This window comes from Desulfopila sp. IMCC35008, from assembly GCF_010646885.2.
GTDB lineage: Bacteria > Desulfobacterota > Desulfobulbia > Desulfobulbales > Desulfocapsaceae > Desulfopila.
In genome coordinates this window covers 3,207,863-3,230,560 of the sequence record NZ_CP050700.1, presented here as the reverse complement: position 1 = coordinate 3,230,560, position 22,698 = coordinate 3,207,863, and the positions used below count along the sequence as shown (strand labels likewise).

Annotated in this window: 23 protein-coding genes; 11 read left to right on the top strand and 12 right to left on the bottom strand. The window is 49.3% G+C overall.

All coding sequences use genetic code 11. The features are described 5' to 3' along the window. Nucleotides 1-18: 18 nt before the first annotated feature. The 7 genes from GA520_RS14105 to GA520_RS14075 form a co-directional block, all read right to left on the bottom strand. On the bottom strand, nucleotides 19-342 hold the full coding sequence (locus GA520_RS14105; protein ID WP_163338276.1) for a DUF1302 domain-containing protein: 324 nt from the start codon (nucleotides 340-342) through the stop codon (nucleotides 19-21). Then, nucleotides 339-1,994 (bottom strand): sulfatase, encoded by a 1,656-nt coding sequence (locus GA520_RS14100; RefSeq protein ID WP_163338277.1) that lies wholly within the window; start codon nucleotides 1,992-1,994, stop codon nucleotides 339-341. The genes GA520_RS14105 and GA520_RS14100 overlap by 4 nt, the downstream gene beginning before the upstream one ends. A 16-nt stretch (nucleotides 1,995-2,010) precedes the next feature. Further along, entirely contained in the window at nucleotides 2,011-2,826 is an 816-nt protein-coding gene (locus GA520_RS14095; RefSeq protein WP_163338278.1) for a VanZ family protein, read from the bottom strand. Nucleotides 2,827-2,860: 34 nt separating this feature from the next. Next, nucleotides 2,861-3,289 carry a universal stress protein gene (locus tag GA520_RS14090; protein WP_163338279.1) on the bottom strand — a complete coding sequence of 143 codons (429 nt, stop codon included), beginning with the start codon at nucleotides 3,287-3,289 and terminating at the stop codon, nucleotides 2,861-2,863. Nucleotides 3,290-3,432: 143 nt separating this feature from the next. Then, nucleotides 3,433-4,728, bottom strand: a complete 1,296-nt coding sequence (locus tag GA520_RS14085) for a TRAP transporter large permease (RefSeq protein WP_163338280.1) — start codon at nucleotides 4,726-4,728, stop codon at nucleotides 3,433-3,435. Beyond that, nucleotides 4,728-5,240: a TRAP transporter small permease gene (locus GA520_RS14080; RefSeq protein WP_163338281.1), complete on the bottom strand. Its 513-nt coding sequence runs from the start codon at nucleotides 5,238-5,240 to the stop codon at nucleotides 4,728-4,730. The genes GA520_RS14085 and GA520_RS14080 overlap by 1 nt, the downstream gene beginning before the upstream one ends. Nucleotides 5,241-5,361: 121 nt before the next feature. Then, nucleotides 5,362-6,393: a TRAP transporter substrate-binding protein gene (locus GA520_RS14075; RefSeq protein WP_163338282.1), complete on the bottom strand. Its 1,032-nt coding sequence runs from the start codon at nucleotides 6,391-6,393 to the stop codon at nucleotides 5,362-5,364. Between the two features lie 394 nt (nucleotides 6,394-6,787). Between GA520_RS14075 and GA520_RS14070 the strand changes: the two genes are divergently transcribed. The 10 genes from GA520_RS14070 to GA520_RS14025 all read left to right on the top strand — a co-directional run bounded on the left by GA520_RS14070 (nucleotide 6,788) and on the right by GA520_RS14025 (nucleotide 17,073). Then, nucleotides 6,788-7,831 (top strand): TRAP transporter substrate-binding protein, encoded by a 1,044-nt coding sequence (locus GA520_RS14070; protein ID WP_205749278.1) that lies wholly within the window; start codon nucleotides 6,788-6,790, stop codon nucleotides 7,829-7,831. Between the two features lie 176 nt (nucleotides 7,832-8,007). Further along, on the top strand, nucleotides 8,008-8,700 hold the full coding sequence (gene rph, locus GA520_RS14065; protein ID WP_163338283.1) for a ribonuclease PH: 693 nt from the start codon (nucleotides 8,008-8,010) through the stop codon (nucleotides 8,698-8,700). A gap of 21 nt (nucleotides 8,701-8,721) precedes the next feature. Next, nucleotides 8,722-9,522, top strand: coding sequence for a radical SAM protein (locus GA520_RS14060; RefSeq protein WP_163338284.1), 801 nt, complete (start codon nucleotides 8,722-8,724; stop codon nucleotides 9,520-9,522). Nucleotides 9,523-9,574: 52 nt separating this feature from the next. Next, entirely contained in the window at nucleotides 9,575-10,582 is a 1,008-nt protein-coding gene (locus GA520_RS14055; RefSeq protein WP_163338285.1) for a hypothetical protein, read from the top strand. 9 nt (nucleotides 10,583-10,591) lie between these two features. Next, the gene (locus GA520_RS14050; RefSeq protein ID WP_163338286.1) at nucleotides 10,592-12,373 is read left to right on the top strand and encodes a Na/Pi cotransporter family protein; all 1,782 of its coding nucleotides are present in this window, start codon (nucleotides 10,592-10,594) and stop codon (nucleotides 12,371-12,373) included. A 100-nt stretch (nucleotides 12,374-12,473) separates the two neighbouring features. Further along, nucleotides 12,474-13,718: a beta-ketoacyl-ACP synthase II gene (gene fabF, locus GA520_RS14045; protein ID WP_163338287.1), complete on the top strand. Its 1,245-nt coding sequence runs from the start codon at nucleotides 12,474-12,476 to the stop codon at nucleotides 13,716-13,718. 151 nt (nucleotides 13,719-13,869) lie between these two features. Then, nucleotides 13,870-14,010, top strand: a complete 141-nt coding sequence (locus GA520_RS14040) for a hypothetical protein (RefSeq protein WP_163338288.1) — start codon at nucleotides 13,870-13,872, stop codon at nucleotides 14,008-14,010. Next, complete coding sequence (locus tag GA520_RS14035) at nucleotides 14,007-15,050, top strand: UDP-glucose--hexose-1-phosphate uridylyltransferase (protein WP_163338289.1); 1,044 nt, start codon at nucleotides 14,007-14,009, stop codon at nucleotides 15,048-15,050. The genes GA520_RS14040 and GA520_RS14035 overlap by 4 nt, the downstream gene beginning before the upstream one ends. Before the next feature lie 7 nt (nucleotides 15,051-15,057). Beyond that, nucleotides 15,058-16,215, top strand: a complete 1,158-nt coding sequence (gene galK, locus GA520_RS14030; RefSeq protein WP_205749279.1) for a galactokinase — start codon at nucleotides 15,058-15,060, stop codon at nucleotides 16,213-16,215. A gap of 210 nt (nucleotides 16,216-16,425) precedes the next feature. Further along, complete coding sequence (locus tag GA520_RS14025) at nucleotides 16,426-17,073, top strand: glutathione S-transferase family protein (protein ID WP_163338290.1); 648 nt, start codon at nucleotides 16,426-16,428, stop codon at nucleotides 17,071-17,073. Nucleotides 17,074-17,235: 162 nt separating this feature from the next. Here GA520_RS14025 and GA520_RS14020 read toward each other — a convergent pair whose 3' ends face one another. The 5 genes from GA520_RS14020 to GA520_RS14000 form a co-directional block, all read right to left on the bottom strand. Then, entirely contained in the window at nucleotides 17,236-17,409 is a 174-nt protein-coding gene (locus tag GA520_RS14020; RefSeq protein WP_205749287.1) for a hypothetical protein, read from the bottom strand. Nucleotide 17,410: 1 nt separating this feature from the next. Beyond that, nucleotides 17,411-18,112 (bottom strand): PilZ domain-containing protein, encoded by a 702-nt coding sequence (locus tag GA520_RS14015; RefSeq protein ID WP_163338291.1) that lies wholly within the window; start codon nucleotides 18,110-18,112, stop codon nucleotides 17,411-17,413. Between the two features lie 187 nt (nucleotides 18,113-18,299). Then, on the bottom strand, nucleotides 18,300-18,854 hold the full coding sequence (locus tag GA520_RS14010) for an HD domain-containing protein (protein ID WP_163338292.1): 555 nt from the start codon (nucleotides 18,852-18,854) through the stop codon (nucleotides 18,300-18,302). 98 nt (nucleotides 18,855-18,952) lie between these two features. Continuing rightward, nucleotides 18,953-19,972 carry a uroporphyrinogen decarboxylase gene (hemE, locus tag GA520_RS14005; protein WP_163338293.1) on the bottom strand — a complete coding sequence of 340 codons (1,020 nt, stop codon included), beginning with the start codon at nucleotides 19,970-19,972 and terminating at the stop codon, nucleotides 18,953-18,955. 29 nt (nucleotides 19,973-20,001) lie between these two features. Next, complete coding sequence (locus tag GA520_RS14000) at nucleotides 20,002-21,069, bottom strand: radical SAM/SPASM domain-containing protein (protein ID WP_163338294.1); 1,068 nt, start codon at nucleotides 21,067-21,069, stop codon at nucleotides 20,002-20,004. Nucleotides 21,070-21,393: 324 nt separating this feature from the next. Between GA520_RS14000 and hisD the strand changes: the two genes are divergently transcribed. Continuing rightward, nucleotides 21,394-22,698: a histidinol dehydrogenase gene (gene hisD, locus GA520_RS13995; RefSeq protein WP_163338295.1), complete on the top strand. Its 1,305-nt coding sequence runs from the start codon at nucleotides 21,394-21,396 to the stop codon at nucleotides 22,696-22,698.

The following is a 22,698-nucleotide window of genomic DNA, read 5'->3' as shown; positions in this document are numbered from 1 at the left end:
GTATCTCCGGTAATCCCGTTACTCCCCCCACCGTCTCTCTTCAATCTTTCCGTGCTGGTTATAATGGGCAAGGGCGCCGTGAATGCCCATGATCCCGTTACGACCAAAATGAGCATCTGAGCCCACATCAGGGTATCGTTTCCAGTACACTTCAGCCAGTAGCCGGGTCTCTTTGAGGTCCGGTGCATTGTTTTGGATATAGTGGTTCAGGTAGAGGCGTTGCTGCCTGGTTTGGGGTGAAGTGCCGGGTGAGGTTAACAATCCCAGCAGCCAGAGGGTAGCCGCCATGACCATGACACCTGTCACCAGGATAACTTTCCAGTTTGTAATAACCAGTTTCATGGTTTGATCTCCAGGTGGAGCCATTCGCTCCAAAGAGAGCTTCCTGTCTGTCGTACGCGAACCCTGATCGGGCTCTTGGCTACCAGCCAAGTCTGCCAGTAGCGACGACTGATCGTACCGAAATCCTTTTTGTTCCCCTTTACGTCCAGTCTGCCGGTTATCTGTGACACGCCTTCGCCAGCCTGGTATTCGAGGACATAATTTTCATTTACTGATCCGCTCCATTCCAGGGTGAATCTATCCTGCATGTCGTTATAGCCATATTCTTTTCCAGTTGCAGGATAGAGCCAGTATGGTTGTTCCCCGGTTTCCGCCAAGGCTGTTTCAGACTGCCTGGCCGGCATGTGGGTACGGCTTTTAATGAGAGGGCGAAGGATGTCAGTCATTTCCCGAACACGTTCCGGATGTCTGGAGGATATATCAGTTTTTTCGTTCGGATCCTGCTGAAGATCGAATAAACGGGCCGATTCTTTACCTTCCTTCGTGATTTTCAGCAGTAGTTTATGATGTTTTATTTTCGTCGCATATTCGAAATACCTGATATTGTCCGTGTCTTCTTCGGCAAATCCGCCACTGCTGGTCATCGCTTTCCAGGGGGAGGGGCTGGGATCACGAAAAAGATCTCTGCCGGCGCACGATTTTTCGGCCTTGATGTTTAGTAAACCGAAGATAGTTGGCATAATATCTTCGTGGTTTGAATCAAGTGAAGTGTTTACCTCTTGATTCTTTACCTGAACATCCGGAGGAAGCCAGACAAAGAGAGGGAGGCGCACAATTTCTTCGTGGAGATGGCCGAGCTGGGTTGTTGAGGCATGGCCGACCAGACCACGTTCTCCATGTTCGTCACCGTGATCGGCGGTGACCACAAGTATTGTGTTATCCCTGAGGCCGCTCTTGTTCAAAAATCTCCAGAAGTCTGCAAACCAGTCGTCGAATTCCCGAATAGTACTTGCCTGGAGCTGGTGGACGAGTGGAATATCTTCCTTCTGGAAGGTTATCGACTTATAGTGGACAGCACTTTGCTTCAGAACCTGTTCCAGTCGTTGGTGTTGGTCGGCGGGAAGCCGTTTATCACGAAGATCGTCGAAGATCCCCGTTTCATATTTCTGGGGGCTGGAGTAGGGCAGGTGTGTGTGAACGTAATGGTACCAGAAAAAAAATGGCTCTTGTTCTTTTTTTCTTAACGCCAGCCAGTAAAGCGGGTTGTCTGTTTGCGGACGGACGGTCAGACCGGTATTTTTGTAAATATCCATGCCCATGAAGCCTTGGATGCCTTCTACCCTGTAGCCGAGATCCTGCATTTTCATCAGGGGCGTCTGGCGCTCTGGTGAAAGGGATTGGCCTCTTGTGTGAACCCCTGTTTCGTATGGGGAGAGTCCGGTGAGGATCGAGATGATATTGGATCCCGTCCAACCTGAAATGGCCCGGTGATTTGTGAACCGGTACCCCTCTTGGGCGATGGTGAGAAGGTTAGGTGTCATACCTGTTCCAATCCGGTCATCCCTGAGGCTTTCAACAGTGAGTATAATGACATTGCAGGGTTTGGGGGACATCAGCTCCCTGTATGCATACCAGCCAGCTGTCGCAAAGAGAGTAAACGACAGAGTAATGACGAAAAGTCTCATCCTGCTGTATGTGTGTCTGCGTGTCATCAAGGTGAGTTGCCGATTAGAAAAAGGTGTATGCTGATACCCGGGGAACGGCTACATAAAAAAGCAGGCAGAATGCTGTACCGCTGACAGCGGTAATACCATGCTTCCAATCATGCCTGAACTGATCAACATATGACGAATAAAAAACCAGTGAACCAAATAGAATCATGGATGGCCAGAGAGGAATGAAATGGCTAGCTTTATAGAACATCATGGGTATAACAAGGGCGAGCACGCCTGTCAGCAGACAGAGCAGGTAGAGGAGCGAAACAGTTGTACCTGTCCCCTTTTCACTGGAAGCTGTTTGAGGGGGCAAACTAAAAATTCCAAGACCATGCCAGATGAGCGCCCCTCCCCATGCCCCAAGAGTGTTAACACTCATGTCTCTTAAACCGTAGGTCCTTGAGGGGTGCAGCCCCTGCAGGAATTCATCATGAATGCCAAGTATAGAGGCAAAACACGCTGAGAAAAAGAGGAGCCGAATTCCGTTCAGTTTCTGAGACATGGCATAGCGAACGATAAGTGCGAGTATCATGTATTCGGCAACATGGATACGCTTTACCGGATAGTTTGGGTCAGGCAGGGCGAGTGCAGTCATGCAGATGATGATACCTGCTAACAGGAATGGTCTGCAGAGAATCTTTTTGTTCTTCTTCTGTTCCCGCAGAAAATATAAAAAACTGAAAACCGCCAGCACCAGTGTGGCGCATATCGGCAGGAGCAGCATGACCAGTGGGGGGAACAGGCCGTTGAGTGTTTTCCAGAGAGAAAACAGGTTCACATAGATCGGGATAAGCAGAATTGAGAGCGCGTATCCACCAATGGATTTCATAATGAGATAATAGTAATGCCTTTTGCGGGAACCTTTAAAAGAGCAAGACCGGGCAACTCACATTATGCAGCACATGGTTGGCCACAGAACCGAATATGACATCCCGGATCTCTCCGCCTCCTTCATGCCGGCCGATAACGAGCAGCTGGAACTCCTGCTTATTTGCAATTTTCGTGATGATTTTTCTCGGATCTCCGGTCTCCAGTATCAGCTCACAGGTAAAACCGACCTCGTGGAGTTGGGCGTGATACTTGTCGAGTAATGCTTTTCCTGATTTCATGGCATTTTTCTTGACCATATCCAGCTGAAAATCAGGAATCATCCTGTAGGCAAGTTGGTCCTGGTTGATAACGTAGAGCAGGGTAAGGTTGCGGGAAAATCGTTTGCGCAGTTCGATTATATGCTCAATAGTCTTCTGGGCAGTTGGTGAATCATCAACGGGGATAAGAATCTTTGGATCCATTTAGTCCTCCTTGGTGAATGACGAAAACTACAGGAGATATTGTTACTCTCACATAGAAAAGATTACTGTTATGTCTGTTAACTATAGCACGATTATACAACTCCTTAACCACTATTACCAAATTGGGTTATACAAAAAACGCTTTACCCTCCATATCCATAGATGAGGCGCGGCAGCAACAGCACGATGTCGGGCCAGAATGTTAAAACCAGCAGTATCGCAATCTGGATAAAAAGAAAAGGCATAACTGCCTTGGATACATAAATGATATTCCTGTCAACCGTGGCACCGGTGATATAGAGGCTGACTCCCAGCGGCGGTGTGCAGTAGCCGATACCGAGGTTGATGGTCATCAACAATCCGAAGTGCATGGTATCAATGCCAAACTTTGACAAGAGCGGCAGGAAGATCGGAGTTAGGATAAGGGTAGCCGAGATGATATCCATAAACATACCGATGAATAGCAGCAGGATGTTGACGGATAACAGGAACACCCATGGAGAAGAAATGTTCTCCACTACTACAGTGGCAATTTTGCCGGGAATTTGCTCGAAAGTGAGATATTCGCCAAATACTGAGGCTCCTGCAACGATTACCAGCAGGGTGGCGGATGTGACGGCCGAAGAGACAATGACCTTTTTGATATGGCTCACCTTCATGTCACGGTGAATGGCGATTTCCACAAAGAACGCATAAAAACAGGCAACAACGGCGGCTTCGTTAGCAGTGAACAGACCGGAATATATGCCGCCAAAGATCAGTATCGGCAAAAACAGAGCCCAGATGGATTCCTTAAGGACACTCAATGTTTCCTTTGATGAAGGGCGTTCACGCTTGGTCATGCCCATTTTTTTACATACAAAATAGGAGTAGGCAGACATGGCCAGTATGATAAACAGACCGGGAATGAAACCGGTAAGAAAGAGCGCCTCCAACTGGTCGTTGCTTACCATCGCATAGAGGATCATGGCAATGGAGGGCGGGATAATGACACCGAGAATGGGGGCTGTTGTCATCAGGCCTACGGAAAATTTTTCGTCGTATTTATTATCGATAAGGGCCGGGATCATAAAGCCGCCAATGGCAACCACTGTGGCTACGGTTGAGCCGGAAATGGCACCGAAAAATCCGCAGGCGAGTACTCCGGCCATCGCCAGTCCGCCAGGTAAGTGACCGACAAGCACGTTGGCCGTCTTGATGAGTTTCTCGACGATGGAACCGGTGGTCATGATATTGCCGCATAAAACAAAAAACATCACCACAACCAGGGCGAATTTGTCCATACTGCGATAGAGCACCTCGACAACTATCTGCGGGTCTATACCAACCAGGTAAACAAGACCGACAGTGCCCGTGAAAAAAAGAGCCATGAAAACAGGCATGGTGGATGCGAGGCAACCGAGAAGCAGGGCGAATATAAGCAGGTAGCTATTATCCATTATGCGCCGCCTCCTGTGATATCGTTTGTATCAAGCCAGTCTTCACGCATTACGATCAGGGTCCTGATAAACATCATTCCACCCATAAGGGGAAGGATGGCGTAAAATAACCATTCCGGTATCCGCAGGGTGGCTGTCAGGGCGTATTCGTCGCCGTACATCATGAGGGTCATCTGGGTACCCAGGTAGATCATCACCCCGGAGAAGATGAGCACCGCTATATGGGAGAACAGAGTGAGTGGTTTTTTCAGCACCGGTAACATCTGCGGCAGGGCGTCAATCCGTATAAGGGAACGGTTTCGGATGGCAGCAATACAACCGATATAAGTCGAGAAGTAAATAACTTTACGGACCACCTCGTCAGACCAGTAAAGGCTGTAATCGTTGGTGGCCTTTCTGAGGATGACGTTAGCCATTGCTGTTAACAGGGCGGTGGCGACTGCACAAAACAGTGACCACTCCTCTATAAAGAGAAATGTTCGGTCAATTCTGATAAAAATATTTTTCAACATACCAGTTCCGGGCGATAAAAAACAAAAAAGGGCCGATGATGCTAATCGTCATCGACCCTTGAGTATCTGTAATGCAATTTCGCAAAAACGGCTGAAAGACCCAGCCATTTCCAGGTTTGCTCTACTTGAGTGCCTCCCGTACCTTGGTCAGGTATTCAGGTCCGATCTTTTTGCTCCATTCTTCCAGGATCGGTTCGGCCTGCTTCTTCAGTTCGTCGATATCCGCATCGCTGAGCTTGTGGAATTCGACTCCTGCCTCTTTCGCTTTGGCAACCTGTGCGTCATGCTGTTTTCGGGTCAGAGCGCGTGTATTCTCACTCTCTTCCTTGATAACATTGAGGAATGTTTCCTGCAAGTCTTTTGGCAGTTTGTTCAGCCAACGCTTATTAACCAGATGCACAAAAAGTCCCTGGGCGTAATTGAGCTCGGTGAAGTTTTTGGCGATGGTGAATTTCTTGGTGATGTTACAGACAATCGCGGTGTGGTCGAGACCGGTTATAACACCTGTCTGCAGGGCTTGCGGCACATCCGGCCAGGGCATGACTGTAAACTTGAGCCCCCACGCCTTGTAGGAATCGGTATTGACCGGAGCTTCCGCAATTCTGAAATTGACATTCTTGGCATCGGCGATGGTTTTAACCGGTGTGGTGGTGGCCCAACCGTAAGGGCCATAACCGGTTACGTCGGCAACGAGCAATCCCTGCTTCTGGGCACCGTTCGCAAAAGGTTCCCACAGTTCAGGTGTGTTACGGAACGTGTCGAGCTTATCAAAGGTGTCGATGACATACGGCAGGTTGACGATTCCCAGTTTGTCAGAGACATTGGCAGCTGCAACAGAGGAGGAGAGCATACCCTGGACAGCACCGATCTTCAGTTTGGAGATAACGTCTTTTTCACCACCCAACTGGGCAAGCGGCCTGAAGTCCACATAGATACGACCGTTTGTTTGCTCCCATACCGCATCACGGATTCTATAACCCGCAGCAACACCCTCAATAACCGGGTGGGAAATGTTTGAGAGGATATAGGTGAATTCCGCTCCGCTCGGATCGAATTTCGGTTTCCAGGCGGCAAGCGGATCCTTTTTGGCTGCCGCTGTTGCCAGGGCAGGAATTGAGAGGGCCAGCAGAACAAGGGCGATAAACTTCTTCATTAACGAAATCTCCTTTTCAGGTTGTTTCCTGCTTAACTTTTTGCAATCCGAAAAGTAGCGGGAAATGGGGTAGTAAAAAGCGGTTTTCTGACCTCTATACGTGGAAATCATTACCATGATTAGTTTTGCATATCAATATTTTTAAATAAAAAAATACGGTAAAAACGGGCGTTCGGTGAATAAAATTAACCTGCAACTGTGCAGTTCTTAATCCTGTCCGAATAGTGGTGTTAACTGGCGCCAGGTCTAACAAAGATGTATCCTTATCTTTTTACGATATATTGGGTGGTTACAAACTGGTTGGTGGTAAAATAATAGTTGCGTTTACCCGGCACAGTTCAGTAGGTTGAATCGGTGATAAGTGATCTATTCAAGAACATTTGAGGAGGGAGTGATGGGTTCAATGCGAAAGATTTGGAAAACGTTCATCGTTGTCATGTGCTGTTTCTTCTTTACTGCCGGATTGGGTCAGGGGGCGGATCCTCTCGCCAAATGGCAGCCTGATTTTGATCCGAGTGGAGCGAAGTTCACCTACCTGTTGTCCTGTGTAGGGCATCCGGCAATTGAGGGTGTGGCGGTCGGTTACAAAATCCGTGACAGGGTGTGGAAGGAAACAGGCGGTCAGCTCTATGTTGATTTCAGGCCGCTCAGTCAGCTTGGTGGGGAAAAGGATGTTATCAATAAACTCAAATTTGGTGCCGTCCAGGGGATGATGAGTTCCTCTGTTGCAGCGGCCAATATCGCTCCCACATTGGGTATCGTGAATTTACCGTACGTTGTCGATACATTTGAAAAACTCGATGCGTTCCGGGCTAACAGTGAGACCTGGGAGCCGTTTCGTGATGCAGCACTGTCCAAGAATATACAGGTGCTCGACTTTACCGGTTATGGGAGTTATGGCTGGGCCACTACGAAGCCGGTTAAAAGTATGGCAGATGCAGCCGGGGTGAATTTTAGAATTGCCCAGGCACCTGTCAATATCGACTCCTACAAGGCGTGGGGGCTGAAGTTTGCTGTACTGCCCTGGCCGGATGTACCCCAAGCACTGCAGACAGGTGTAATTGATGGGCTGGATCACACTCCCATTGTCTGTAATATCTCCAAGAAATTTACCGTTGCACACTATTACACTGAGCTGAACTATGCACAGGGGCTCTACGTTCACCTGATCAATAAAAAATGGTTGAGCAGCCTGCCCGAAGATATCCGGACAACACTACTCAAGGTGGTTGCTGAAGAGAGTGAGGCGGCGAGGAAAAAGACTAAGGAGCAGCAGGAACTGCAGATTGCAGCTGCTAAAGAGGCTGGAGTCACCTTTATGACCCTGAGTGAGGCCGACGTGGATATCATGAAGGACGGCGCAGAGAAGGTGTATGCTCAATGGGCCAAGCGGATCGGCCCTGACTATCTGGGTAAAGTGCGTACTATCTTGAAATAAGGATAAATAGTCGCAAGAGAAATCCCTGGCAAAGTCTGTTTTCCGGGGTATAATTCAAAGGTCTGGTGTGCTCCTGAGTAGAGCATGTCAGACCTTTTTTTATAAATGAATTCGGGATGATCGATAGTGGTACCTCATTCCGATACAATATCTATCCGTATATCCGGAGAAAAATAATGAGAGACCATAACAGGGGAGCCGACGAACTACGACCGGTTACCATAGAAAGAGGCATACAGTTGCAGGCCGATGCATCGGTTCTGATCAAAATGGGTAACACCCATGTAATCTGTGGTGTGAGTATTGAGGAACAGGTACCCCCATTTCTGATTGGCAAGCAGCAGGGCTGGATTACAGCGGAGTACGGGATGCTCCCTTGTGCGACCAACAGCAGGTACCGTCGGGAGACCAACGGCAGATCGGGTCGTACATACGAGATCCAACGGTTGATCGGCAGAAGCCTGCGGATGATGGTTGATCTTCGGGCTCTTGGCGAGCGCACCCTGCGGGTGGATTGTGATGTGTTGAACGCCGATGGCGGCACCCGAACCGCATCGATCACCGGTGCGGCTTTGGCGATAAGGGATGCTGTTGATAAGCTTGTCCGGGATGGGCGGCTTGCCGAGAGGGTTGAAGTGGTGCCTGTTGCCGCCATTTCTGCCGGCATTGTAGATGGTACTCCCTTTCTGGATCTGGACTACAGTGAAGATTCCCAGGCAGAAACAGATGCCAATTTTGTTATGGCAGGCAACGGTAATTGGATTGAGATCCAATCGACGGCAGAAGGACAACCCTTTGCTGAAGACAAGTTTATCCAGGTGATGGGGCTTGCACGAAAAGGGATTTCCGAGCTGTTTACCCATTGGTAAGAATGACACTCTAACGTTGTTATGTCATCAGAAGAGAAGACAATTATACGCGGGACCCGTGAATGGGCTGTTGCAAATATCGACTGTTGCACCGGCTGCCCTCACGACTGCAGGTACTGTTATGCTCGTTACGATGCTGTCGTCAGAAAAAGGCAGATACCTGCTGAGTCCTGGCGGCAGTGTGTCGTGCGCCAGGAAGACGTGAACCGGACTTATCCTCTCTATGATGGGCAGGTTATGTTTCCGGCAACACACGATATCGTGCCGGAAATACTAGATGATTGCATAACGGTTATCGCACGTTTGTTGCAAGCCGGCAACAGGGTACTGATTGTCACAAAACCCCATAAGGTGTGCATCGAGCGGGTATGCAGTGAATTTTCCTCTCAAAAAAAACAGATCCTGTTTCGGCTTACCATTACCGCCAGGAATAATGAGTTGCTACAATTCTGGGAGCCGGGCGCGCCAGGTTATGAAGAGCGAAAAGAGTGTCTTCATATCGCCTGGAGCCGTGGGTATGAAACCTCTGTGAGTGTGGAGCCAATGCTGGACAGTGAGGATGTTGTTGACATGTTTCATGATCTGGCCCCGTTTGTGACGCATTCCATCTGGATCGGCAAGATGAACCGTATCGACACGAGGGTACAGGTGGCGACGGCAGAGGAGCGGGAGCAGGTAAACAGGGTATCTGCCGGACAGGATGACGCAAGAATCCGGAAAATATATGACAGATTGAAAATGGAGCCGCTGGTGCGTTGGAAAGAATCGATTAAATCGGTGGTCGGCCTGGAACTTCCGCGGGAAGCAGGGCTGGATACCTGAAGATGATTTCGGCAATATTCGATCGTAAAAAGCCTCATTAATATATGGTGTTATGGTAAAGAATATCCTTCAACGCTCAGAAGACAGCAGGAGGACACGTGCTCTCCACCGATTGACGGTGGCGCTTCTTTTTGCCGTAAGTCTGCTGAGCCTGTTTATCATCCACGAGAATGTTTCGGCAGTGTTTTGTGCTCTGGCAGGGGCTCTGCTCTATAAGGTCGGTACTGACAGGTCAGCCGGGCTGACACGTCTGCTTGGCTTGGCCCTGCAGCTTGCCGGTTCGTATGTGTTTCTTGATATTGTTTTTTATCCTTTTCAGGCGGCTTCGTTTGCCAATTATTATTTTTACGGTTGCCTGCTCATCGGCTGTTCCGCTGTTTATACTGGCTTTTGTATCGATCGATTGCAAAGTTCCCCGAAAAAATGGGAGGGGGCCTTGTCCTCCTTCATTATTTTCTGGGGTATGTGCTGGCTGTATTATGGTGGGATTCGTGAAATCAGTACGCACTCGCTTGGGGTGGGGAAGTATAATATGCTGCTTCTCTATTTTTGTGCCGTAACCATCGTCATGACTATCGTTTCAGAAAAACTGCATTGGCTGCGTCTGTCTCTTGCGCAGATTATTCTGTTACCCGCCGCTTTTGTTTGTGGTTTGTGGGGGCTGGTTGAAGTTTCCGGGTTCTATCATTTATTCGGGTCCAGAGGATGGATTGCCTGGATGGTTACATTTTTTTGTCTTTACAGGCTGTTGCATCATTACGATGGAATCTGGCCTGCAAGGCTGGTCGGTTTCTGGCATATTGGTTGTCTCTGGCTGGTCGTAATTGTTTTTGCTCATGAAGTGGGCTGGTTCTGTTTTACGAGTCTGGACCTTCCATTTTTTCTCTGTCTGTCAGTTCGTTTCGGGTTGACCATGCTTGCAGGCCTGTTTGTTCTCCTACTGAGAAATATGAAGGTCTGGCCGGTAACAGGGTACCGTAAATATTATATCTGGGGAGGGATACTCCTGCCGGCTGTGGGAATTGTAGTTCATGAGTTGGTTTTGATTCTCGGGGGATGATTGTGAACGATGTTACGTGAAAAAAGATATTTCGAGACGCATCTGAGCCGCACTTTCCATATCATATTGTTGCTGGTCCTTGTCGTTCTTCCTTTTTCGGTATATGCATCGGAACCGGAGGCGCAGATTTCCTGGGAAGATCTTTTTTTTGGACTTTTTGGTGGCCTGGCCCTATTCCTTTTCGGTCTGGATCAACTCTCGGAAGGATTGAAAAAAGCAGCAGGAAAATCACTGCAACGTTTGTTGTCAAAGCTGACAACAAACAGGGTGTCGGGGGCGCTTACCGGCGCCCTGGTCACCGGGATTCTCAACTCCTCATCTGTTACCACAGTGCTGGTAGTTGGTTTTATTTCTGCCGGGGTGATGAGTCTGCAGCAATCTGTCGGGGTTATAATGGGGGCCAATATCGGTTCGACGGTTACTGCCCAGATTCTTGCCTTCAATATTGCCAAGTACGCGCTGCTGCCTGTCGCTGTGGGTTTTTTCATGTTGTTTAACAGCAATTTGCGCGATCAGGTCCGGCATTGGGGGCTGATGATACTGGGCCTTGGCCTTGTTTTTTTCGGGATGTCGCTGATGAGCGACGCCATGTACCCGCTACGCAGTTATGAACCGTTTCTTGACGTATTACAGCGCATGGAGCAACCGATGTTGGCTATTCTTGCCGGGGCATTGTTTACGGGCCTGGTTCAGTCGTCTGCGGCTACGGTTGGTATTTCCATCGCCATGGCTGCGGGTGGATTACTGAGTTTAAACAGCGGCATCGGTCTTGCATTGGGAGCTAATATTGGTACCTGTGTTACTGCCCTTATGGCAGCCATGGGAAAACCGCCTGAGGCGGTTCGGTCAGCGGTGGTACATGTCGCTTTTAATGTTGCAGGGGTGCTGATCTGGTTGCCATTTATCCAAAAACTTGCGGAGTTGGCCATAACCATTTCGCCGAACAGTGTGGATTTGGCAGGTGCAGCAAAAATGGCTGCTGAGGTTCCTCGCCAGATAGCCAATGCAAATACTATTTTTAATGTTATTAATACTATTCTTTTTCTTCCGTTTACCGCCTTTTTTGCCTGGTTGGCCAATAAGCTGGTCAAGGATCTGCCGGAACCGGCCGCACCGATCACACCTGTCTATCTTGACGAAGCTCTGCTCGAGGTCCCTGCGATGGCTCTTGGCGCAGTTCGCAATGAGCTGACTCGAACCGCTGAGGTAGTGCAGGAAATGCTGGAGCGGTTCCGAAAAACTTTTGCCAATGCAGGTGATGCCGAACTTAAGGCCTTAATTCAAATGGATGACAAGGTCGATATCCTGGAGCTGGCTTGTGTAGAGTATCTTGGCAAGGTAAGACATTATTCTCTCACAGAGAAGGAAAGTGCTGAGCATCAGAAATTGATGACCAGTGCGGTAACCATGGAAACCCTGGCAGATGTCATTGAAACTGATTTGGTTAAATTGGTCGAAAGGGCTCGGGGAATCAATTATAAGAGAAGCGAGAGAACACGGGAACTTTTGAAGGGACTGTACTCTCATGTGTATGAGGCATTGAACCTGGTGATTGTCGCAGTTCGGGACAATGACGTAGAGGCGGCACGTGGGGTACTGGCTCTGCAATCCGGTATAAACAGGTTACAGCAGGACTTACTCATGCGAAAGTCGGAAAGGCTTGGAATGGGGATCGATATGCCCGATGCATTGACGATTGCCCGGTTGGAGGTATCGGCGGCAGATAAACTGGTCCGCATGTATAGCCTTTGCAAGAGGATTGCCAAAGCGCATCTTGATACAGAAGGGTAGTTTAATCGGATAATTGGCAGTGGCTATATGACTGTTGACAAAATTGTATGCTTCGTTAACCTTTATATGAATTAATTCATTTCCAATAATCGGTGATTGTATGACAGCACGACGGGTAGTAGTAACCGGACTTGGGCTTGTTACTCCACAGGGTACAGGGGTTGCGAAAGCATGGAAAAACATCTGTGACGGGGTCAGCGGGATCGATACCATAAACGGTTTTGACGCTTCTGAGTTTCCAGTTCGCATTGCGGGCGAGGTGAAGGATTTTGTAACCGAGGAGCATTTTGATAAAAAAGCGGCCAGGATTCTTGATCCTTTTGTCCAATTTGGCATTGCCGCTGCTCGTGAAGCGGTTGCTGAGAGCGGTTTGCAGATGACGGACGAGAACAGCCTGCGGATTGGGGCCATTATCGGTTGCGGTATGGGCGGTCTGCCGACTATCGCCCAGCAGCATGAAATGGCACTTGCCAAGGGGTACAAACGAATTTCCCCCTTCTTTATCACGCGGGCAATACCCAATATGCCATCCGGCCATATTTCTATGGATATTGGCACCAGGGGACCGAACCTGACCATAACCACAGCCTGCGCGGCTGGCACAAATGCGGTCGGAGAGGCCTATCGGCATGTGAAATATGGTATGTGTGATGCGGTTATCGCCGGGGGCACGGAAGCGGTTATCTGCCCGCTTGGGTTGGGTGGTTTCACCTCCATGAAAGCCTTGTCCAGACGAAATGACAGTCCTGCCCAGGCATCCCGGCCTTTTGACCGTGATCGGGACGGTTTTGTAATGGCGGAGGGGGCCGGTATGCTGGTAATGGAAGAGTATGAACATGCCCGGGCCAGAGGCGCAAACATTATCGCAGAAATAGTTGGTTATGGTTTAAGCAGTGATGCCTATCACGTCGCCGCTCCACCTGAGAATGGTGAAGGGGCTGTTGAGGCGATGAAGGCCGCTTTGGCAGATGGCAGCATTGAGGTGGGTATGGTCGATTATATCAATGCCCATGGTACCTCGACCCCCTTAAACGACAGGTGCGAGACCATGGCCATCAAGACAGTATTCGGTGAAGCAGCCGGAAAACTTGCTATCAGTTCGACCAAATCAATGACGGGTCATCTCCTTGGAGGTGCTGGCGGAGTGGAGTCTGTCTTCACCGCTCTTGCTGTCAGGGATCAGGTTGCCCCGCCGACCATTAATCTCAATAATCCAAGCCCTGAGTGTGATCTTGACTATGTGCCGCATACTGCGCGGGAGATGACCATAAAGGTGGCTATTTCCAATTCGTTTGGGTTTGGTGGGACAAACGGAGTTATTGCCATACAGCGATTTGATGAGTAGGCGACCAGCTTAAACACGGAGATCCCCGACACCCGTCTCGCCTATCGTGTCGTTGGAAGTCTCAGGCGTTTGCTGGTCCTTCGTATGAGAGGATCTTGCCCGGGCCAGATTTTCAAATAATCCGCTTTCCTCATTGCTGGATCCGCCGCCGATGATGGTGGATCAGGTTTCGTTCGATATCGGCAAAAGTGCAGCAGAACTGCTGCTTATACAGATTGGTATGGGTTGTGATAAAGGCAGACCGGTGGTGTCGGCCGGAAAGACACGGCTCATTGTCAGGGAGTCCACATGAACATGCAGCATGATGCAAAACCCCATCGAAGGCGTAATCCGCTGACTGGCGAATGGTTGTTGCTTTCACCCCAGAGAACCCAACGGCCCTGGCAGGGGAAGGTGGAAGATGGCACAGTGCGGTTGCGCCCGGAACATGATGAGGGATGTTACCTCTGTCCGGGCAATACCAGGATGCAGGGGCAGGTCAACCCAGACTATCCATACACTTATGTGTTTGATAATGATTTCAGTGCGCTGAATGACTGTGCAAAATACTGGAAGTGTGATGAGGACGGATTGTTCCAGTCGGAATCGTCAGACGGTACGTGCCGGGTTATCTGTTTTTCCAGGCGGCACGACCTGACACTTGCGGAGATGGATCATCTTGCCTTGACGAAAGTTGTGGAGGTTTGGAAATCACAAACCGCTGAGCTTGAGCAAAAGTATCGATGGGTACAGGTTTTTGAGAATAAGGGGGAAATAATGGGTTGCTCCAACCCGCACCCCCACGGTCAGATCTGGGCCAGTGATTTTATCCCCCAGGAACCTGCCAAGGAAGAGAAGTGCCAGGCAGAATATCTTCAACAGTATGGACGCAATCTGCTGCTCACCTATATAGAGAAGGAGTTGGAGAAAGACGAACGGATCGTGGCGGTAAACGAACAGTGGGTCTGTCTTGTACCCTATTGGGCGATCTGGCCTTTTGAGACTCTGCTTGTTCCCAGACGGCATACCTTGAGGATGAGTGGGATTGATGCAGCCCAGCGGGATGGACTGGCAGCGATCATGAAAGAACTGCTTGTTCGGTACGATAACCTGTTTAATACTTCATTCCCTTATTCGATGGGCTGGCATGGTGCACCGATGGGAGATGGCGATAGCGATCACTGGCAGCTGCATGCCCACTATTACCCTCCTTTGCTTCGCTCTGCCGATATCAAAAAATTCATGGTCGGTTACGAGATGCTTGGCTGTCCGCAGCGGGATATCCTGCCGGAGCAGGCTGCTGAGATGATTCGTTCGCAATCTCTCATCCATTACAAGCAGTTAAAGGAGTAACTCATATATGCAGCAGAGTTTAAACGTAATGGAGCTTCAATTATGCGAGAGATTCGTTCGTGAATTTGACGCGCCACCCGAACAGATCGTCACCTCTCCCGGCAGGGTCAATATCATTGGAGAACATACCGATTACAACAATGGCTTTGTCCTGCCCATGGCCATAGACCGTTGCCTGATGATGGCGGTTTCGAAGAGGCCGGATGAACTGGTGAGAATTGTCACTACCGATTTCAAGGAGAGTATTGAGTTTTCCTTATCGCACCTTGAAAAAGGCATATTCACCTGGGGTGAGTATATCACCGGATGTATTTGGGTGCTGCAGGAGAAAGGTCTTCAGCTTAAGGGGTTCGATATGGTGATAACCGGTAATATCCCGGTTGGGGCGAGTCTTTCATCATCAGCGGCCCTGGAGGTAGGGATCCTTAAAGCAGCTTCGTATAGTTCCGGCTTTAACTGGGATCCCGTTGACATGGCCAGGCTGGCACAGCGCGCGGAAAACGAATGGGTTGGCATGAATTGCGGGTTGATGGACCAGATGATCTGTGCCTGCGGTCAGCAAGGTCATGCGATCTTGATCGATTTTGCTGACCTGAGCCTTCACCCCTGCCCGCTGCCGGAAAACAGTTCCATCGTCATACTCGATACAACTACCAGGCGCGGGCTTATCGATTCGGCCTACAACGAACGACGGCAACAGTGTGACAATGCGGCAGCGGTCATGGGCGTCGCAACTCTGCGCGAGGCAGATGAGCCACTGCTGGCTGAATATAAAGGACGTCTCTCGACCCTGGAGTATGCGCGGGCAAGACATATCATCTCGGAAAATGTCCGGGTTAAGCAGGCGACGCTGGCTATGAGCAAGGGGGCCGGCAAGGAACTTGGAGAGCTCATGTACCAGAGCCATTGCAGTCTGCGGGATGATTTCGATGTGTCTGGTGAGGCGCTGAACATGATGGTTGAGTGTGCCATGGAACATCCTGCCTGTTATGGTGCCCGCATGACAGGGGCTGGTTTTGCCGGTTGCGCAGTTGCCCTTGTTGCCAAAGGGGATGAACAGGGATTTGTGCAGGAAGTTGCAACTGAGTATGAAAAACGGACGGGTGATGAACCGCGGATTTATGTGTGTGTGGCATCCGATGGTACCTCCATTAAGAAAGTGTAGAAAAAAGACATTTTTTACTGCACTTCATCATCATTGATGACCAGGAGTCGATAACAGGTTTTATAGGGCTCAGTAATCATTTCCTCTTGCCTTCCTGAAGCGGTGCGGCTTGCGAATATTCTTAATGGGGATGGTGTCCCATCGAATTCTGAAAAATTCCTGATGAATTGATGAAAAATCCGGGCTATTAACGTTAAGGAGGAAAGGATTATGCAACTGGTTATCGGCAATAAAAATTATTCATCCTGGTCCCTGAGGGCGTGGCTGCTCCCAGCCGTACATAATATTGCGTTTGAGGAAATTCGTATACCACTCGGGACCAAGGTTACCAAATCTGAAATACTTCGGTATAGCAAGGCGGGCAAAGTCCCGGTTCTTTATGACGGTGATGTGGTCGTCTGGGATTCGCTTGCCATACTTGAGTATATCTCGGAACAATACCTTGACGGCAAGGGGTGGCCGGATGATGTCTCAATGAGAGCTGAGGCCCGCTCATGCTGTGCAGAGATGCACTCCGGGTTCTTCACCTTACGTGAGGATATGCCGATGAACTGCCGGGCGAAAGGACGACAGGTACTGATATCGGAAAACCTGCAAAAAGATATAACGCGCGTCGATGATATCTGGTCTGCCCTACGGGAAAAGTATAGTGAAAAAGGTCCCTGGTTGTTCGGTTTGTTTTCCATAGCGGATTGCATGTTCGCCCCGGTTGTTTTCCGGTTTCAAACCTATGGCGTGACTGTATCTGAAACGTCTAGGATGTATATGGAAACTGTGCTCAGCGAACAACGGGTCAAGGACTGGTTGCGAGCTGGTGAGGAAGAAACTGAAAAGATAGAGGTTGCGGAAGTTGGATAGTAAGCGAAGGTAACTCAATGGATATGAGAGCCGTACTCCATGCCTTCCTGTCCGTTTTCCAGGTAGGGGTGACAGGAGTTTTCTCCAAACTTACCCTGAAAAACGAATAGTTAGGTGATGATGGTTCATGCAAAGGGGGGGGCAGGGGCAAATAGCTACATCTCAAAGTCCCATTTTTTTCTCAAGTTCAGCTATCTGCTGCTCGAGTTCCTTTCTTTCCTCTGGGCTGAGATCTTTCCTGTTGAGGGCGCGTTGCAGTCCTGCAAGTATCATTTCTTCACGATACTCTGCGCATGTGTATCTGTTGGCCTTGGGTGGTGTTTTATCATTGTCCACTTTATAACTCAATCTCCTTTGCCGTCATCCTTACCATGCAATTCCATAATTTTTTCTTTTGTTCCTCGTCAAGATCGATGTACTGGACGGCGAAAGATCCTTCTTCAGACCGGACAACCCGGCAGGAGACGGGTAATGTCGTAATCTCGTCACTGTCTTCTTCGAACGTCAGGTTGAGAGTGAGTTCATCATCAAGGGAAACGGGAGCGGAAGCATCCTGGACTGCGCAGCCACTGATCGAAATGTCGGCCAGGGTTGCTGTACCATTCGTAGTTTCAGAGTTATAGCTTATAGGCTTCAGGTTGAGGGTGAGTCGAACACCATCTCTGCGGACTGCATTTTCCAGGGTTTCCTCAGCCTCTTCGAGCGTTGAGACGGTAATCGTTTCATATCCTTGGAATTTTTCGGCAAAGTTGATTATCTGTCTAAAGATAAGGTGTCCGTCTTCAACAACTCTTACTACATACCCAACCTCGTTGGTTATAAGGTAATTCGCTATCTTCATGAAAGTCGGCAACCCGCTCAATGAGGATAAGCTGCATTTGGTAAGGTCAGTGATGACATCAAAACCGGGTTTCAGGTCGGCAACACAGAAACGTACATCGGTGTACAGGCTGTCCAGTTTCTTTTTAGTCAAACGGCCTTCGATGGTGAAGTAGAGTCTGTTCTTTTTTATGTCAGCTTTTACCGTTGCTTTTTGCATAAGTGGGTTGAGGAAACAAGGAATAAAAATATATAGTAACGGCGTCTCAATACAAGGATGTAGAACACCACCTGTTTGATTATATAGAATTATCAGCAGCAGTACAAAATATGATTTTGTTTAAGTTGGAAATGTTTTTATATGCTGTAATTACGAGTGAATGTGACCTTGTCGCTGTGGCACGAGGTCATCTTTCCGGAAGATAATGGAGAAGGTCGGCAGGAGAATCTGGAAGGAAGCTCGTGATCTCATCCGGTGAAAAATCAAGCCTGGTAAAGAGGTAATGCTCGACTTCCTGGCACTGTTCAAAGTTTTTACGAATATAGTCTTCCCTGATTGCTTCGTTGTTGCTGTACTTATCGATGATGTATTCGAGCCGTTCACGTAGTGGGACGACCTGGTCATGTTTTACCCGCTTGTCCGCATAAAAAACGAGTTCTATGGCACTGAAATAACCTTCTTTATAGGCTTTTCTGTTGAATTCGGACAGCACAACGTGGTTGGCGACAATTTCCCCGATTGTCTCGAAACCTAGTTCCCTGCACATATCTCTGCCGATATCAGCATGTTTGCAGCCTTCCCTGATGCATTTTGTTTTGGCAATATCATGCATCAGGGCACCGGCTACAACCAGAGATCTTGATGGGGGCGCAGGAGCTGATGATGCCGCATGGAGTCCTTGAAGAATAATATCGGCCACGCGGGCTACCATGAAGGAGTGCCTGCGGATATTCTCATACATGGAAAATTCTTCCATGTAAGTCAGGCAGTCGTGTATTGAGGGAATCGGTGTATTCATGACGGGAAGTGCGGGCAGGATGACGCCCTGCCCGCAGGGAACTACCTGCCGCTCAGTTCGTGGACGAACTCGACGGCATATTTTGCCTGTTCGGGTGGGGTAAACTGGTGAATACCGTGTCCCAGGTTGAAAATGTGACCATGGGCATCACGCGCATCATCAAGCAATTTTCCGATACGTTGTTTTAGTTCGTCTTTTGGAAGCAGCAGGGCGAACGGATCAATATTACCCTGAACCGCTTTTTTGCCAACTTTATAGATTGCATCCCTGATGTTAATCCTCCAGTCGAGACCGACGACATCGGCACCGGAACGGGCAGAATATTCGAGCAGGGTAGCTCCGTTATTGGCAAAATAAATAAGCGGTATTTCAAAGAGTCTCAGGCTTTCCAGGATTCTTTGTACATAGGGAAATACAAACTTTTCATAATCACAGGGCGCGAGTATACCGGCCCAGCTGTCAAACAGTTGCAACGCCTGGGCTCCGGCTTTGGCCTGGGCCTGCAGGTAGATGGTTGTTGCCGCAGTGATCTTCTCCATTAACAGGTGGAAAAGATGGGGCTGTGTATACATCATCTTCTTGGTGTCCCAGAAAACCTTGGAGCTCCCGCCTTCCACCAGGTAGGTGAGACAAGTAAAAGGCGCTCCGGCAAAACCGATAAGGGGCACCTTGAGCTCTTTCCTCAATAACCGGATTGTTTCCATGACAAAACCTGTCTCTTCATCCGGGTCCGGCAGGGCCAGGCTGTCAATAGATTCCTGGTCACGATAGGTTTTTGCAAAGACGGGGCCTTTGCCTTCATGGAAGTCGAGTGGGGCTCCCATCGCTTCCATCAGGATCAGGATGTCGGAGAAGAGGATGGCCGCGTCCATATTGAGTATATCAATAGGCTGCAGGGTTACCTCGACACAGAGCTCCGGCGATTTGCACAGTTCCAGGAAGGTGACGTTGCCTCGCACTTTCTGGTATTCGGGCAGATAGCGTCCGGCCTGGCGCATCATCCAGATGGGGGTGTAATCCGTTTTTTCACCTCGGCAGGCTTTCAAGAAGGTATCGTTCATAGTTATATATTAGATGAAATTGTGGACCCTTACGGGTTTTTCAGCATCTTTGCCGGAGTATAGCTGCAGAACGGTTCCTGTGCAAGATAATCTCCATGTATGGCGTATGATCTGGCCCGGCAGCCACCGCATACATTCACATACTCACACTGACCGCAGCTTCCCTTGTAGCTCTTGAAATCCCTCAGGTTGAGGAAAAGCTCAGACTCTTCCCATATTTTTTTGAACCGAGTGGTTTTAATATTCCCTGCGGATTTTGGGAAGTAACTGCACGGAAGCACCTCGCCGTCCACATCTATCAGACAGATTAATTGTCCGGCGAGGCAGCCCTTGGAGCCGCCAGTGGAAAACTTGAGGTTGCGTCGTTCGAACTTCTCACCTTCTTCCTTGGCTTTCTGGCGTACAATCCGGTAATAGTGGGGCGCACAGGTCGGGCGCATCAATAATTCGTTTTCCTCTTTCTCAACCTGGTAGTGCCATTCAAGGATTTCGTCATATAAGTTTTCAGGGATCAGCTCTTCCATGATGTCTTCACCGCGGCCGGTTGGGACGATCATGAACATATACCAGGCGGTAGCGCCCAGCCCTTTCACCAATTTATAAATCTCAGGAATTTCATCTTTGTTGCGGACTGTAAAAGAGGAGTTTATAAGAAACGGGATCTGATATTTGTTAAACAGCTCGATAGCGTTCATGGTCCCTGCGAACGCCCCCTTTTCATTACGAAAATCGTCGTGTGTTTCAGCTTTTGCTCCGTCAAGGCTCAACGATACCATCTTAATGTCGGCCGCCTTGATACTTTGACAGGTGTCCTCTGTTACCAGGGTGCCGTTGGTGGCCAGGCACATCCTGAAGCCGAGATCGGTCCCGTAGCGGGCGATATCGAAAACATCCTTACGAAGCAGAGGTTCGCCGCCAGATAGTACGATAACAGGGCTGGCGTAGGATGCGATGTCATCAAGAATCGCTTTTGCTTCTGTAAAGCTGAAGTCTGGATGTCCCTTAACTTCCTCTTCAGATGAGGAGCGGCAGTGGACGCATTTGAGGTTGCACCTTCTGGTTATTTCCCAGGCTATCCACTTCGGTTCAAAATCCATATACTTTCCTTATATAATGGGTGTTTCAGGGCATGCTGGTTGTTTCTGAAATAAATCAATTCAAAGATAAACATCTTATCAGGAAAAGAAAGTTGAGGACACCGGAATATACAATTCAGGGTTTGCCGACAAGAATATATTTGTTTCCTTTGTGTTTTTTCTTTGTAAATTCGGGTCGGGCGACTATATTCGGGCGGTTTCTATTCGCTGTAAACCTTTATTATTGGATTCAAATGGCGTATAGTATCTGCCCACCACCAAGACCGTGTCCATTTAAATCAAGGGATGAGTTGAACGACTGTCCCGAAATTGAATAGAAGAACCATGATTATACAACCCGTATCGAATACCTCGTCGGAAGGTGAAAAGATCATAGAAAATCTGTTAAACAGGTTTCAGGATGCTGATACCTCCTGCCAGCACGCCGTGGAAGAGATTTTACAGCAGGTGAAGGAGAATGGCGATGAGGCAGTTGCTGAGTTCAGTCGCAAGTTTGATTCGCCAAACCTGACCGTGGATCAGCTTCAGGTATCCACGGATGAACTTAAAATGGCTTATGAGCAGGTGGATGAGGACTTCCTTGCCTCCCTGGCTCTTGCTGTCGAACGCATCCAGTCCTTTCATGAGCGGGAGATGGAGGATTCGTGGCTGCAGACACGGGAGGATGGTACCATTGTCGGTCGTTTGGTGCGACCTGTCGATTGTGCCGGCCTTTATGTCCCTGGCGGGAAGGGTGGATCCACTCCTCTGGTCTCCTCGGTATTGATGAACGGAATTCCGGCAGGTATTGCCGGGGTACCACGACGGGTTATGGTCACCCCGCCGGATGAAAATGGAGGCGTCAGTCCACATCTTCTGGTGGCAGCCCAGGAAATCGGTATCACCGAGGTATTCAAGGCCGGGTCTGCCTGGGGGATTGCGGCCCTTGCTTACGGTACTGAGCAGATTCCCAAGGTGGATGTGATCGTGGGGCCGGGTAACCAGTTTGTCACCGAGGCCAAAAGGCTGGTCTCCGGCATGGTCCGGATCGATATGATAGCCGGTCCCTCAGAGGTGCTGGTGGTGACGGATGATTCAGCCAGCGTTGAGAGCGTTGCGGCTGATATGCTGGCACAGGCCGAACACGACACGCAGGCTTTGGCGGTTGTGGTGACCACTTCGCAACGGGTGGCCGATGGATTACCTGCAGAGTTGCAAAAGCAACTTACTGCACTTGGGCGAAAAGAAATTGCGGAGCAGTCACTGCGTGACAGGGGCGTAATCCTCGTCGTTGAAGAGCTGGAAGAGGCCATTGAGCTTGCTAATGACATTGCCATAGAGCATCTCGAGCTGATTATTGAGGATCCATGGGCCCAGGTGCCGTTTATCCGCCATGCCGGAGCTATTTTTCTGGGGGGCCATACTCCGGAGGCTGCTGGAGACTATATAGCCGGACCCAACCACGTCTTACCGACCATGGGCACGGCCCGGTTCGCATCGGCGCTCGGGGTGGAGACATTCCTGAAAAAGAGTTCTATCATCAGCTACTCTAAGGCTGCGCTCAAGGCGGACAGTGAGCATATTCAAAGACTGGCAAAACTTGAAGGGCTGACGGCGCACGCCAATTCTGTGGCGGTTCGGGTGAAATAG

Bases quoted from the DNA above. Each gene is read 5' to 3' on its own strand.
- GA520_RS14105 (WP_163338276.1), bottom strand. From the start codon at position 342: ATGAAACTGGTTATTACAAACTGGAAAGTTATCCTGGTGACAGGTGTC.
- GA520_RS14100 (WP_163338277.1), bottom strand. From the start codon at position 1,994: ATGACACGCAGACACACATACAGCAGGATGAGACTTTTCGTCATTACT.
- GA520_RS14095 (WP_163338278.1), bottom strand. From the start codon at position 2,826: ATGAAATCCATTGGTGGATACGCGCTCTCAATTCTGCTTATCCCGATC.
- GA520_RS14090 (WP_163338279.1), bottom strand. From the start codon at position 3,289: ATGGATCCAAAGATTCTTATCCCCGTTGATGATTCACCAACTGCCCAG.
- GA520_RS14085 (WP_163338280.1), bottom strand. From the start codon at position 4,728: ATGGATAATAGCTACCTGCTTATATTCGCCCTGCTTCTCGGTTGCCTC.
- GA520_RS14080 (WP_163338281.1), bottom strand. From the start codon at position 5,240: ATGTTGAAAAATATTTTTATCAGAATTGACCGAACATTTCTCTTTATA.
- GA520_RS14075 (WP_163338282.1), bottom strand. From the start codon at position 6,393: ATGAAGAAGTTTATCGCCCTTGTTCTGCTGGCCCTCTCAATTCCTGCC.
- GA520_RS14070 (WP_205749278.1), top strand. From the start codon at position 6,788: ATGGGTTCAATGCGAAAGATTTGGAAAACGTTCATCGTTGTCATGTGC.
- rph (WP_163338283.1), top strand. From the start codon at position 8,008: ATGAGAGACCATAACAGGGGAGCCGACGAACTACGACCGGTTACCATA.
- GA520_RS14060 (WP_163338284.1), top strand. From the start codon at position 8,722: ATGTCATCAGAAGAGAAGACAATTATACGCGGGACCCGTGAATGGGCT.
- GA520_RS14055 (WP_163338285.1), top strand. From the start codon at position 9,575: ATGGTAAAGAATATCCTTCAACGCTCAGAAGACAGCAGGAGGACACGT.
- GA520_RS14050 (WP_163338286.1), top strand. From the start codon at position 10,592: ATGTTACGTGAAAAAAGATATTTCGAGACGCATCTGAGCCGCACTTTC.
- fabF (WP_163338287.1), top strand. From the start codon at position 12,474: ATGACAGCACGACGGGTAGTAGTAACCGGACTTGGGCTTGTTACTCCA.
- GA520_RS14040 (WP_163338288.1), top strand. From the start codon at position 13,870: ATGATGGTGGATCAGGTTTCGTTCGATATCGGCAAAAGTGCAGCAGAA.
- GA520_RS14035 (WP_163338289.1), top strand. From the start codon at position 14,007: ATGAACATGCAGCATGATGCAAAACCCCATCGAAGGCGTAATCCGCTG.
- galK (WP_205749279.1), top strand. From the start codon at position 15,058: ATGCAGCAGAGTTTAAACGTAATGGAGCTTCAATTATGCGAGAGATTC.
- GA520_RS14025 (WP_163338290.1), top strand. From the start codon at position 16,426: ATGCAACTGGTTATCGGCAATAAAAATTATTCATCCTGGTCCCTGAGG.
- GA520_RS14015 (WP_163338291.1), bottom strand. From the start codon at position 18,112: ATGCAAAAAGCAACGGTAAAAGCTGACATAAAAAAGAACAGACTCTAC.
- GA520_RS14010 (WP_163338292.1), bottom strand. From the start codon at position 18,854: ATGTATGAGAATATCCGCAGGCACTCCTTCATGGTAGCCCGCGTGGCC.
- hemE (WP_163338293.1), bottom strand. From the start codon at position 19,972: ATGAACGATACCTTCTTGAAAGCCTGCCGAGGTGAAAAAACGGATTAC.
- GA520_RS14000 (WP_163338294.1), bottom strand. From the start codon at position 21,069: ATGGATTTTGAACCGAAGTGGATAGCCTGGGAAATAACCAGAAGGTGC.
- hisD (WP_163338295.1), top strand. From the start codon at position 21,394: ATGATTATACAACCCGTATCGAATACCTCGTCGGAAGGTGAAAAGATC.